At 46.4% G+C, this 13,765-nt stretch carries 7 protein-coding genes; 3 read left to right on the top strand and 4 right to left on the bottom strand.

Annotated features, from left to right (window positions below; translation table 11 throughout):
- Positions 1-57: 57 nt before the first annotated feature.
- Positions 58-2,361, bottom strand: a complete 2,304-nt coding sequence (gene yicI / locus QZZ41_RS02270) for an alpha-xylosidase (protein ID WP_295067534.1) — start codon at positions 2,359-2,361, stop codon at positions 58-60.
- 603 nt (positions 2,362-2,964) lie between these two features.
- Here yicI and QZZ41_RS02275 point away from each other — a divergent pair.
- Positions 2,965-6,870 (top strand): endo-1,4-beta-xylanase, encoded by a 3,906-nt coding sequence (locus QZZ41_RS02275; protein WP_295067536.1) that lies wholly within the window; start codon positions 2,965-2,967, stop codon positions 6,868-6,870.
- 278 nt (positions 6,871-7,148) lie between these two features.
- Positions 7,149-7,913, top strand: coding sequence for an alpha/beta hydrolase (locus tag QZZ41_RS02280; RefSeq protein WP_295067538.1), 765 nt, complete (start codon positions 7,149-7,151; stop codon positions 7,911-7,913).
- A 120-nt stretch (positions 7,914-8,033) separates the two neighbouring features.
- On the opposite strand, the gene spoIVA is transcribed toward QZZ41_RS02280, so the two are convergent.
- Together spoIVA and QZZ41_RS02290 are read right to left on the bottom strand one after the other, a co-directional pair.
- Positions 8,034-9,509, bottom strand: a complete 1,476-nt coding sequence (spoIVA, locus tag QZZ41_RS02285; protein ID WP_295067540.1) for a stage IV sporulation protein A — start codon at positions 9,507-9,509, stop codon at positions 8,034-8,036.
- Positions 9,510-9,663: 154 nt separating this feature from the next.
- Positions 9,664-11,205, bottom strand: coding sequence for an SPOCS domain-containing protein (locus QZZ41_RS02290; RefSeq protein WP_295067543.1), 1,542 nt, complete (start codon positions 11,203-11,205; stop codon positions 9,664-9,666).
- A 262-nt stretch (positions 11,206-11,467) separates the two neighbouring features.
- On the opposite strand from QZZ41_RS02290, the gene QZZ41_RS02295 reads away from it, so the two are divergent.
- Positions 11,468-11,881 (top strand): NUDIX domain-containing protein, encoded by a 414-nt coding sequence (locus QZZ41_RS02295; protein ID WP_295067547.1) that lies wholly within the window; start codon positions 11,468-11,470, stop codon positions 11,879-11,881.
- Positions 11,882-12,385: 504 nt separating this feature from the next.
- Here QZZ41_RS02295 and QZZ41_RS02300 read toward each other — a convergent pair.
- Positions 12,386-13,513, bottom strand: a complete 1,128-nt coding sequence (locus QZZ41_RS02300) for a DUF4317 domain-containing protein (RefSeq protein WP_295067551.1) — start codon at positions 13,511-13,513, stop codon at positions 12,386-12,388.
- Positions 13,514-13,765 lie beyond the last annotated feature (252 nt).

Consider the following 13,765-nt stretch of genomic DNA (forward strand, 5'->3'; position numbering starts at 1 on the left):
TCGTTTATATCTGAAAATTATTTTACCACAATTATGACGAAATGTAAAGGGGAAAAATCAACTGTTCATCACTATTTCATATCCCTGCGCACTTTCCGCAGTAAACGGCTTATCCGTACCCGAAACACTGATATACACTTTATCGCCTTTGCGCTCTGCATTTATGTCAACACAGGTTTCGCCGTCACGGTCATAAACGAAGACAGAAGCCTTATCGCCCTCATCAAGCCCGTATACGACGATGTGCATATTATTGATATAGTCATAGTCGGCACTTCCCTTGAAATCGCCGTAGACTATTATGGAACGAGGCTTTGCCATAAGAGGCATACCGAAGTAATCATACGTCCTTGTATACCAGCTTCCGCCGCTCAGCTCCTCACCTGTCTGTATATCAGTCCATACGCCGCCTGCGGGCAGATAAAAGCTGCACTCACCAGCCTCACTGAAAACAGGTGCCACAAGCAGCGACTCACCAAGCATATACTGCGTATCGACAGTGAGCGCACTGCGGTCTGAGGTAAAGTCCACTGCCATAGCCCTCATCATGGGTACACCCGTTTTATGGGTAATGACCGCATTCGACCACAGGTACGGCATGAGCCTGCCTTTGAGCTTTACGAAATGACGCGAAACATCGCAGCTCTCCTCGTCAAAATGCCACGGTACGCGGTAGGAGCTGTTTCCGTGATAGCGTGAATGTGTGGACATAAGTCCGAAAGCCGTCCAACGCTTGTACAGGTCTGGAGTGCCTTTTGCTTCAAATCCGCCGATATCATGGGAGAAAAATCCGAAGCCCGACATACACAGAGAAAGTCCGCCGCGGAGAGTCTCCCACATCGACTCATAGTCTGAGAAGCAGTCTCCGCCCCAGTGTACGGGGAACTGCTGACAGCCTGCCGAAGCAGCACGGGCAAAGAGACAGGCACTTCCTTTAGCCTGTTCAAGAGCCTCAAACACTGTCTTATTGTATAAATATGCGTAGAAATTATGCATCTTGAACGGATCCGAGTCGTCATAATAACACACGTCCGTGGGTATCCTCTCACCGAAATCCGTCTTTACCGCATCGATTCCCATTTCCGCAAGCCTACGTATTTTCCTTGCGAACCACTCCCTCGCCTCGGGATTTGTGAAGTCTATGAGAGCCATTCCCGGCTGCCACATATCGCACTGGAACACCGAGCCGTCCCTGTTTTTTATGAAATAGCCATTTCCCGCACACTCCCTGAAAGCAGGAGCTTTCTGCCCGATGTACGGGTTTATCCAAACGCATATCTTCAAGCCCTTGGCCTTGAGCCTTGCAAGCATAGCCTCGGGTTCGGGGAATTTCCGCCTGTCCCACTCAAAACTGCACCACTCGAACTCCTTCATCCAGAAGCAGTCGAAGTGGAAAACATCAAGAGGGATATCACGTCTGCGCATCTCGTCAATAAACCCGTTGACGGTCTTTTCGTCGTAATCCGTTGTGAACGATGTAGACAGCCACAAGCCGAATGACCATGGCGGCGGCAGGGCAGGTCTGCCCGTAAGTGCGGTATATCGGCTTATAACGTCAGCGATAGTTTCTCCGCCAAAAACGAAATACTCCAGCGACTCCCCCTGCACCGTAAAAGCAGTCTTGGTGACATTCTCATCAGCCACGTTGAAAACTACCTTTTCAGGCTGATTTACCAATACTCCGTAGCCCCGTGACGACACAAAAAACGGCACAGATTTGTAGCTCTGCTCTGTACAAGTACCGCCGTCATTATTCCATATCTCGGCAGTCTGACCGTTTTTCACGAATGTGGTGAACTTTTCGCCGAAGCCGTAGATATACTCGCCCACAGAAATATTCAGCATCTCGCGGATAAATGTACTTCCGCCGTTATCAGACTGCGCAAAAAAGCGTTCACCGTTTTTACTGCGTTCTCTGTGCCACTCCTCCTCGGTTATAACGGAGGTAGTGCGCCAGCCGCTCTTTGTAAGAAGCCTGCCGCGGTGATAATAGGCTATATCCCACGCCTTTTTCTCACTGCCTATCCTTACGGAAGTATCCCCTGATATCAGCTCATAGCCGCCGTTTTCAGTCTTTCTTATCACAGGTCTGAAACGGCTGTCCTCATATATCGGAAATGAAGGCTTTTGTCTGCTGCTTCCGCTGAAATGACTTATGGTAATTTTAATACTGTTTTCGAGGGTGGACGAAAAGCGGACAGTTAGCATAGGACCGCCGAGAGTCATGCCCTTGTTCGATATCCACTGTGTAGATGCATAAACTGTTATGCCGCTGCCGTCCGCCTCCGTTTCGTAGATCTGAGCTGCCCAGTGTACATCGTAGCCATTTTTGTTCAGCCAGAATCCGTCGGAAACCTTCATTGTTTTTCACTCCTTATTTTGCACCTTAGCACAAATATGCTATATAGTCAATATCATATCATTTAAATATGAACTTTTCTATCAAACTGTACCTAATGCCATAATATTTTGTATATCAGGTGTAAAAAACGCAAATAAGCAATTTTTGCGATAGGCACCAGTGTCATTATTTTACCATAGCAAATACTGACATCAATTACTTATGGTAATTTTTAATTTCAATTTTCCGTGCTGGACATCACGGCTTGAGCATTTTTTGTATACAATTACCACTCATGTCATATCAGCTTGTTTTCAGCTATATAATTAGTTTTTCGCACAGCAGCAGATTATACATCTAACGAAATATATATAACATTTTACGTAAAATATCACACATTTTGCAAAATAGTACTTTTATGCTGTACATAGTAATTTGATGACTGAATTTTTGCAAATCAGCTGGTTTTTTAGGGCTTTTCTGCGTTTTGTGCACCTAATCTTTATTTTTTGGGTTGCAAACAATAGGGCAAAAGAGTAAAATTGTTATAACAGCATAAAATGATATAAAATATATCATAACGTTGAACGAAAAATATACATTTTTATGAGGAGGAGAAAATAATGAAAGTTAAAAAGTTAGTTGCAAGCCTTACGGCTGCCGGCTGTCTTTCAGGAGTTGTCACCGCCTTCCCGGAAATGATGCTGCGCACAGTTGCTGCTGAAATTGTATATAACAATTTTGAGAGCAGCTATGAAGGCTGGTACGGCGAGGGTGGAGTCACAGAAGTGACAGCACTGTCAGAAGCAGGTGCTGATATGTCAAGAGGCATGAAGGTATCAGGACGTACATCTATCGAAGATGGTGCTGCTTCTTCAAAGGGTCTTTATCTCTTTGGCGGGGATAAATATTCCTACAGTGTAAAGGTTTACAGCGAAACAGCTGAGAAATTCCACTTCTCACTTCTTACTATCGATGAAGTGACAAAGGAAGAAACTGTTGTTGAACTTGATTCAAAGACTGTTCCTGCAGGCGAGTGGACAGAGCTCAAGGGCAACTACACAGCAGCTGAAGGAAGCTACGAGTTCAAGCTCAAGATCACAAACGACTCTACAGAGGATTTCTGCTTTGATGAGTTCCTTATCACAGGCGACAAGGATGCGTTGGAGGCACACGCAGCACCTGCAGGTAAGGGTCTCAAGGACGAGTTCGGTGCATACTTCCGTGTAGGTAATATCCTTAACGGTACAACAGTAAACAACAGCGGTATCACAGGTCTTATCTTAAAGGATCACAACGCTATCGAGTGTGAGAACGAGACAAAGCCTGATGCTACTATCGTACAGAGCGGTTCAACAAATACAAACGTTAAGGTTTCTCTCAGCAGATGTGCTGCTATATGCGACTTTGCTGAAAAGAACAACCTCGCTTTCAGAGGTCATACTCTTGTATGGCACAGCCAGACTCCTGACTGGTTCTTCAAGACTGACTTCAGCAACAACGGTTCATGGGTATCGACTTCTGTAATGGATCAGCGTATGGAAAGCTACATAAAGAATATGTTTGCTGCATACAAGACTCAGTATCCTCAGCTCAACCTTTATGCATACGACGTATGTAACGAGGTCATCAACGACGGTACTGCTTCACAGGGCGGTGTAAGACCTACATCAGGCAACGGCAGCTCAAAGTGGGTACAGATCTACGGAAACAACAGCTTCGTTGAGAAGGCTTTCACATATGCAAGAAAGTACGCTCCCGAAGGCTGTCAGCTTTTCTATAACGACTATAACGAGTTTGCAGGCGACAAGAAATCTTGCATAATCAATACTATCCTCAAGCCTCTCAAGGCTAAGGGACTTATCGACGGTATGGGTATGCAGTCACACGTAAGTGCATCTGCAGGTCAGTACGACTGGGGCGGAACGCCTTCTTACCTCGCTGCAATGGACGAATACCTCAACCTCGGTCTCGATGTTCAGGTAACTGAGCTCGATATCTCTACTGAGGGTGGCAAGTATTCATTAAACGATCAGGCTACAAAGTATAAGGCTATATTCCAGCACGCTATGGACTGGAACACAAAGCATCCTAACGGACCGTTCGTTTCCCTCGTACAGGTCTGGGGACCAAACGACAACAATTCATGGGTTGCTAAGGACAATGCAACAGGCAGAAGCAATCAGCCTCTCCTTTATGACGGAAGCAATCAGCCAAAGGCTGCTTATACAACACTCACAAGTATGCTCTCTGACAGCCAGTGGACAACAGGTATCCCATACACAGGTCCAAGAGCTAACGGCGGCGGATCTTATACTCCACCCGAGCCTCCAAAGGTTAACGATGAAGGCTACTGGTTCCACCACACATTCGAGAGCTCAGATGAAAGCTGGACAGGCAGAGGTTCTGCTTCAGTTGAGACAAGCAGTTCAGCTAAATACGCTGGCAGCAAGTCACTCTTCTGCAGCGGCCGTGAATCTTCATGGAACGGTGCTTCATATGCACTTGATTCAAATATGTTCACTCCTGGTGAGACTTACAGCTTCTCAGCTAACGCTATGACAAATCAGAGCGGTAATACAGAGTTCAAGTTCACTCTTCAGTATGAAGATGGTTCAGGCACAAATTACGATCAGATCGCTGTAGGTACAGCTCCTAAGGGCGAATGGGTACAGCTTGCTAATACAAAGTACACAATTCCTGCAGGCGCTTCAAATATGCAGATCTACGTTGAAACTACAGACGAAACCAACCTCTGTGATTTCTTCATTGACGAGGTTGTCGGTGCTCCTTCCGGTAAAACTATCCCAGGTGCAGGACAGCCTGAGATCACTGATCCAGGAACATCTGATCCCGGCACACCTTCAAATGTTGAAGTGACCCTCGGTGATGTTAACTTAGACGGTGTTACAAACTCACTGGATATGATCCCTGCAAGAAAGGGTCTCCTCGCTGGCGGCTTCACTGATTCAAAGGCACAGCAGGCTGCTGACGTTGACCAGAGCAGAACTTATGAAGTTGCTGACCTTGTACTCCTTCAGGAATTCATCCTCGGCAAGATCAAGGAATTCCCAGTAAACAAGCCTGCAGTTCCTGTACTTGATACTTCAAAGTACGAGGGTAAGTTCAGCGGCATCTCACTTGCAGAAAGCTTTAAGAAGCTGAACGAGAACAATCCGCTTTATACTCAGCGTTTCGGTGCTGACCCGGGCTGGATGGTATATGACGGCAGACTTTACGTTTACACAACAGCTGATCAGTTCGTATACCAGAATGGTCAGATCGTTGAAAACGATTATTCTTCAGGTTATATCAACTGCTTATCATCAGCAGACCTTGTAAACTGGACTGACCACGGTCAGATCCCTGTTGCAAAAACAAGAGTAAGCGGCACTCCTATTGCAAAATGGGCTAATAACGCATGGGCTCCTGATGCTGCATGGAAGAATATCGACGGACAGGATAAGTTCTTCCTTTACTTCGCAAACAACGGTTCAGGTATCGGCGTTATCACAGCTGATGATCCGACATTCACTAAGAATGTAAAGGATCCTCTTGGCCACGAGCTTATTTCAAGAAACACACCTAACAGTAACGTAACATGGCTCTTCGACCCAGGCGTTTACTATGATCCTGATACAAAGACAGGTATCATCGCATACGGCGGCGGTGTTCCGAATGGACAGGCTGCTAATACAAAGCAGGGACGTATCGCTAAGCTTGGCGATAACATGATCTCAATTTCAGGTACACCTATCGATCCTGGTACACCTTACCTCTTCGAGGACTCAAGCATGATCAAGATCGGCAACACATGGTATTATTCATTCTGCCACAACTGGAATGTTCCAGGTGGTACAAGTGTAAACGGTCAGTCATTCAGCAATGCTGATATCGGTTACATGACATCAACAAATCCGCTCAGCGGATACCAGTACCAGGGTGTTGTATTCAAGAACACAGGTACACAGAGACTTGATAACGGCGGTAACAACCACCACTCAATTATCGAATTCAAGGGCAACTACTATGTACTTTATCACTCACGTCAGCTTGAAATGCGTATGGGCGTTAAGGGCGGACAGGGTTGGAACTACAGATCACCCTGTATCGATAAGGCAACTTTAAACAACGGCAAGATCACATGTAGTGGTTCACAGGCAGGCGTAAGCCAGATCGAGAACCTCAATCCATATGAGACTGTACAGGCTGAAACAATGTCTAACCAGTCTAAGAACATAAGCATAAGCGGTATCGGCAACACAACTGTCAAGGCTAAGAAGGGCGACTGGATCAAGGTCAGCGGCGTTGACCTCAGCAAGGGCGTATCTTCTATCACAGTCAAGGGCAGCGGCAACGCAGTAGTTAAGTTCTGTGTAGGTTCTACAACAGGTACTTGCATCGGTTACGGCGAACTCAACGGCAGCGAGAACGTACTCGCAGCAGCAGAGAATAACGTAAACGGCGTTAAGGATATCTACATGGTATTCAGCGGCGACTGCGAATTCGATTACTGGATGTTCGGTTAATCATAATTCCTTTTCGATGTTGGTCTGAGCGGTGCATCTGCACAACGCACCGCTCAGATTGATATAATTCCAAAAATAAATTGTAAGGGACAAATCAGAACAAGAAAGCCGTGCTTAGGCAGCACGGCTTTCTTGTTTGTACAGAGCCTGTACTCCCTTGCTCCGCAACATACATATAATAAAGGGTATGATTTAACGATCATACCCTTTAAATTTGACAAATTCTCTCAACTGATATATAATGCTAATATTACAGATCGAAAGGAGCACTCTATTTAATGAGCTATTTTGATTACAAAAAACACAAGATCTACTACACAGAACACGGCAACGGCACTCCCACACTCCTTTTGCATGGCAATACAGTATCAAGTGATATGTTTGCGCCAATTATACCGCTGCTATCGGAAAAATACCACGTCATAGCACTGGATTTCCTCGGCTGCGGACACTCCGAGCATATCACGGAATGGAGCGCAGACCTCTGGTACGAATGGGCAAAGCAGGTGAAAGCACTGTGCGATCACAAGGGCTATGAAAAAGTCAATATCATCGGAAGCAGCGGCGGTGCTTTAGCCGCAATAAACGCAGCACTGGAGTACCCCGAACTTATAAACGCAGTAGCCGCAGACAGCTTCGAGGGTATCCGCGCAAATGCCGAAATTACGGAGCAGATACGTACAGGACGCGAACTTGCAAAGCATAATGAAGGCTTCTGCGCTATGCTGAAAGCTATTCACGGCGACGACTGGGAAAGAGTATTCGATGCGGACACCGATGCAGTTATCAGACACGCCCAAAATATAGGCGAATTCTTTCACCGTCCCCTATCGGAGCTGCAATGCAAGCTGCTGCTGACAGGCAGTGCCGAGGACGAAATGTTCCCAAAGGGGCATTATGAGGAACTTTTCCGTGATATCTGCGAACAGACTCCCCTTGCGCAGGCTTGCATTTTTGATCACGGCAGTCACCCTGCTATGCTGAGCAATACTGCGGAATTCGCAGAACTATGTATGCAGTTTTTTCAGACAGCAGAAAAATAAACGGAACGCCGAGGACAGCGTTCCCTACAAAATTCATATTAACAAACGGGCGCGCGGAACGCGCCCCTACAAGCTAATGGCTAATGGCTAAAAAAGGAGTACCTCGCGGTACTCCTTTTTTCACAGTATGAAGCAGATAAGTCCCGAACAGCCCTCGTTTATGACACGTTCGAGAGTCTCCTGCAATTTCATACGTGCGTCCACAGGCATTTTGAACAGCTTGCTGTGAAGTCCCTCGTTCACCAGCTCGTGAAGGGATTTGCCGAAGATATTGCTCTCCCATATCTTCTTCGGGTCGTCGTCGAAGCCGTCCAGCAAGTACATCACAAGCTCCTCGGACTGCCGTTCAGTGCCCACGATAGGGCTGACAGTGGTATTGATATTGGCTTTCATAAGGTGTATTGACGGCGCGGACGCCTTGAGCTTTACGCCGTATTTTCCGCCCTGACGGATTATTTTCGGCTCTTCGAGTGACATCTCCTCAAGCTCGGGCATGACGATACCGTAGCCCGTAGCCTCAACCTCTGCAAGAGCAGGCTCGATACGCTTATACTTGCGGCGAATGTCGTTGAGCTCCGTAAGAAGCGGCATAAGGTCGCTTTCGCTCTCTATCTCGATGCCTGTAGTCTCCCCAAGGATCTTATAGAAAAGGCTGTTGTCAAGCTCCGCAGTAATAGTCACCGAGCCTTTTCCCAGATCAATGCTGCTTATCTCCGCTTTCAGCACGTTGGGGCACTCCGATATAGCCGCAGCAGCGTCCTCAGCTTCGCGGACAAGACGTATATCCTTTGCAGCATTGCGTATGCAGTCCAGTATCTCCGATTTCAGCCAGTGCCCCTTGCCGAGGGAGTTTATCCACCGCGCCGTGCGGATATTTATCTCCTTGATTGGGAACGAAAAGAGTATCTCGCGGATAATGCTGCGGATATCCTCCTCCCCAAGTTCAAGGCAGTTCACAGGTATCACCTTTGCATCATAGCGGTCTGTGAGACTTGCGGCAAGTGCAGTCGCTTCGGGCGAATTCGGAGCAACTGTATTGAGTATGACCACAAAAGGCTTGCCAAGCTCGCGGAGCTCCCGTATAACGCGCTCCTCGCACTCCTCATACTCCTCTCGCGGTATATCCGTCACAGAACCGTCTGTAGTTATCACCAGTCCTATGGTGGAATGATCGGTGATTACCTTCTGTGTGCCTATCTCAGCCGCCATATTAAAGGGTATCTCCTCATCGAACCACGAAGTCATCACCATGCGCGGCTGTTCATTCTCGATATAGCCCAGTGAACTGGGAACTATGTATCCCACACAGTCGATAAGCCTTACATTGAATTCCGCACCGTTTCCCAGGTCTATCTGCACCGCTTCCTCGGGAATGAACTTAGGCTCGGTAGTCATTATAGTCTTTCCTGCTGCGGACTGCGGAAGCTCATCAATAGCCCGTTCACGCTTGAATTCACTGGTTATATTGGGTATTACCAGCGACTCCATAAATCGCTTGATAAATGTGGATTTGCCCGTGCGCACAGGTCCGACAACGCCTATGTAGATATCGCCGCCTGTACGCTCAGCAATATTGCTGTATATATCTTTAGCCATATAATACTCCTTTTAATTCAATTCATAATGCATAATTCATAATTCATAATTATTGTGCCGCCTTATGGCGGCAAATCTAAACAGTGCTTCATACACATTTTATTATGCATTCTGCATTATGAATTATGAATATGAAGCAGCGCGAAGCATTGCTTCATGATACTATTGGTATCAGCAGCATACCGCCGTTTTCAAGACGCTGACCACTAAGCTCGTTTTCTTCCATGATAGCAGCCACACTTGTGCTGTAGCGTTTGGCGATGTCCCATATATCCTCGTTTTCTATGCCGAAATAAAGCTTGATAGCGTAATCGCCGTCACGCTCTTTTCGGGTAGTTTCATCGACTGAGATATCCGTCACAGCCTTTATGGAGTCGGAGCTGTACACCAGAAGCTTTACTCCTATATCCGACTTTGCTGTAAGGACTCCCTCGGCAGATATATCGTATGAAGTCTCACGCACATAGACCTCAGCCGCCACCGATGTACCGTTTATATTATCGGGAAGTCCCACCGTTACCTCAAAGGCTTCATCGCGGTCAGGCATAATTATCATGCCTGCTTTGTCCTTTGCCGCCATAGAATAGGTCAGCATACCGCTTATGACAACCGAACGTCCGTCATCTCCGATACGGGTATTGATATTCTTCGGCTCGCTCCACATAGCGTATATAGTCTGAGGTACGTTATCTCCGTCAGCAAGCTTCGCGCTGTGCCTGAAGCTCTCATCGTATACCGCAGGTATCTGCTCGGCTTTTATCTCTGACATTTCAACACTGCACGGGTAGACTGTTGAAAAAGCGTCCTCTGCAATCATAACAGAAGCCGTCCTTACAGCCCGGCAGCTAAGCCTTATCTCAGCTTCACACCGCAGTATCCTGTTATTCCCCTCCTTATCGGAAGCCACAGTTATATCACAGCTGAGTATCTCGGGAGTTACCGCACAGTCGTAGCTGTCATCAAGTCCGTCAACGTCGATTATCTGGCTGTAGCCAAGAGAAAACCGCATAGCTTCGACGGTATTATCACCCGAGTAGAGGATTTCCACATCAGTTTCACCCTTTGCAAGCAGCTTTCCCGAAATAAGCTTCATCTCGCAGGCAGAAGCACTGCACCTACAGTTGAGAATTGCCGAAACATCGGGCTGAGCCGCACCAAGCTCAATATCCTCCTCAATACGGACATTTTTCTCCGCAGTAAGCCGCCCTGCCGCAAATTTTACGGGAGTCTTTTTCAGCTGAATATTCATACCCACAGCGTCTGAAACGACCTGCTGCTCCTGCTGACCTGTAACGGTTATCTTTGTGGAAACAGCTCCTCTCAGGTCAAGGCGGCGTTTGTTCACAGCTCTGAAATTTGCATGGTCAGCCTTAGGTATCAGCTTCACTTCTGCGGACTCGGCTGTTTTACCCAGTTCCACCGTCTTTGTGAAGCTCCTGTGCTGCTCCACAGACTGCACCTCATTGCTGTTTTCGCCGCAGTAAAGGATATGTATATCGCATCTCAGCTCATAGGTCAGCTTGTCGCCGCTGATGCTCCAGTCAGTGATAACAGGCGAAGTCTCGCAGCGGATAAGTCTGAAAATATCGGGGCAGTAATCGGGCAGGATATAATCCAGCTCCACAGACTGCTCCTGTATCCCGTCATATATCATCTCGGCAGCAGGAACAGTCTCTCTGTTAAGTTTTAAGTCCATAACGGTAACCTCCTTGAAGTTTGCTTTGTGTAATATATATTCACACGCAGGTACAAGTATGCATATGATAAGGAAATTCACCTTTTTTCGCGTTATGCCCCTTACGAAACGAAATTTTTTTGCCGCGCATATTGCTTTATTGCCCATAATATGGTATAATTAATTTTGAACTATATAAAAGCAGCTCACCACATGATACTCTGAAGCAGGGTGAACTGCTCTTGATTCTGCTTGTTTTTTTACAGGCAAGAAAGGATTATCTATGCTTCACGAGAAATCATGCGGCGCAATTGTCTACAGGAAATACCACGGCAATACGGAAATACTGCTGATAAAGCATATCAACAGCGGTCACTGGTCCTTCCCGAAAGGGCACGTTGAAAAGGGCGAGACCGAGGTTGAAACTGCACGTCGTGAGATCATGGAGGAGACTTCCATTGACGTTATTATTGATCCGACATTCAGAGAAACAGTAACCTATTCACCCAAGAAAGACACGATGAAAGTCGTTGTATACTTTCTTGCAAAAGCGAAAAACGTTGATTTTATCCCACAGGAGGGAGAGATCGCGGAAATACGCTGGGTGGATATATCCTACGCCACAAATATCCTGTCATATGAGAATGACAGAACTATCGTAGCAAAAGCCAAAACCGCTATCAAGGAAAATCACTGAACACAAAAAAAGGAGTACCGAAAGGTACTCCTTTTTTAGCTGTTAGCCATTAGCCGTTAGCTTGTAGGGAACGGCGTCCTCGACAGCCTGTTGTGTAGGGGCGCGTTCCGCGCGCCCGTGTATGCGCATTACAATGCAAATAACAAAATACCATGTGTATGGAAGCACGAGCCATTAGTTTGTAGGGACGCCCATTGGGCGTCCGTTTGTGAATTGAAAGTAAAAAAGGCGCACAACTGTGCGCCCTTAATATATCCACCCGAGGTATAATTTTTGCGATATTCAATGGTTTTTAGTTGAAAAACTGCCATTTTCGCCCCTATTACAGAAAGACATTTTTCAGCAGGTCACGATGAAAACAGGATTTCAACTACTTACGTATGTTGTAACTATATGTATGGAACGCCTCCCAACAGGAGCCGCGACCCTCTGTCCTTCGGACATCTCCCTGTACTACAGGGAGTAACCCTCGGCGTTCCTTAATTACGCATTATGCATTATGAATTAAAGAGTAACGGGCAGTCCGTTTATCTCGATAGTCGGGTCGTCAATGTCGATAAGCAGACATCTTCTGCCGTCCACAACGCTTGTACGCACCTTATCAGCCGCAGAAGGCTTGATATTTACAGTAATACCGGGAGAAGTGAGGACTGTCTTAGTCTCCACAAGATTAGCCGCAGTAAGCGGTGCAGTACCGCATACCTTTTCGTACACAGGCTCGACCATATTCACGCGCTCTTCGGGGAGTCCCACATCAACGAGGATATCCTTGAGCTTCATATTGTCGATGACAACTCTGTCTGTATCGTCCTTGTTGTCCTCAACGACCTCCTGTATCTTCTCATTAACGGTCTTTATGAGGGTATAATCAAGGTCGTCACCCACAACATTTTTAAGTATGCTCTGGAAGCTGTTTTTCTCGCTCTCTGCCGACATTACAAAGGTACAGCCGAGAACATTCTCAACTACTGATACATTAGGAGACTTGATATTCTTAGTGTAGTACATAACGTGGTTTATATCCGAGCTCCTGTTGCTGAAAACAGGGTAAAGGAAGCCATCTGACGGAGCTTTGCTGATTATAAGCTCTGTATTGACCTTCTTCGTTATCTCATTGCCCACACTGTCGAACACAAAGCCGTCCTTGCTTGTATTTACAGGACAGATAGCTGTAAGGATATAGCGGTATATCTCGTCCTCGCCATCAGCAAATTCGTCATTCTTGTCCTTTTTGCGGATAGTGTATGTACAGTAGGCTGTTATAACTGCAAACGGACCTGTATATGCGATATTATTTGCGATATGGTTGAGGAAGTCCTCACAGGCGATATCGTCTTTGAGCTCGGAAGTAAGGAGAGTATAGAGGATATTCTGAGGCTGTCCCTCGTCATAGGCTTCGTTGGGGAACTCATACTCCACAAAAGCCTTGCCGACATTGGTATTCAGCACCTTTTTCAGAGTCTCATCGTACACATCGTGCTCCTCAACAGGCATAGTAAGGCATGAGCTGACATTGTGGTATCTCACGTTTTTCTCTGCGTCCACAAAAGCCGTGAGGACGCGCTCCATTATGAAAAATCCGCTCTTGTCGGAGAAATTCTTTTTTATCTCTGCTGTTTCTTTTTTATTCATTATATAATGTCCTTTCTTTTATCCTTGTCTATACATAAAAACTCTATTAAACTAATAATGGGATTCTAAAGGGTTCACAACCCTTTAGCGGATTCCAAAGGCAGAGCCTTTGGTAGGTTTGGGCAACGCCCAATAATCGTAAGGCGCTCCGCAAAGGGTGAATTTCACAACAGTCCAGTGGACTGTTGTGAAAGAGGGAACGCCCTGCAAGAGAGGGCGTTCCCTAAATAAAAATACTATTTCATTCTAAAC

Source organism: Ruminococcus sp. (assembly GCF_016283395.1).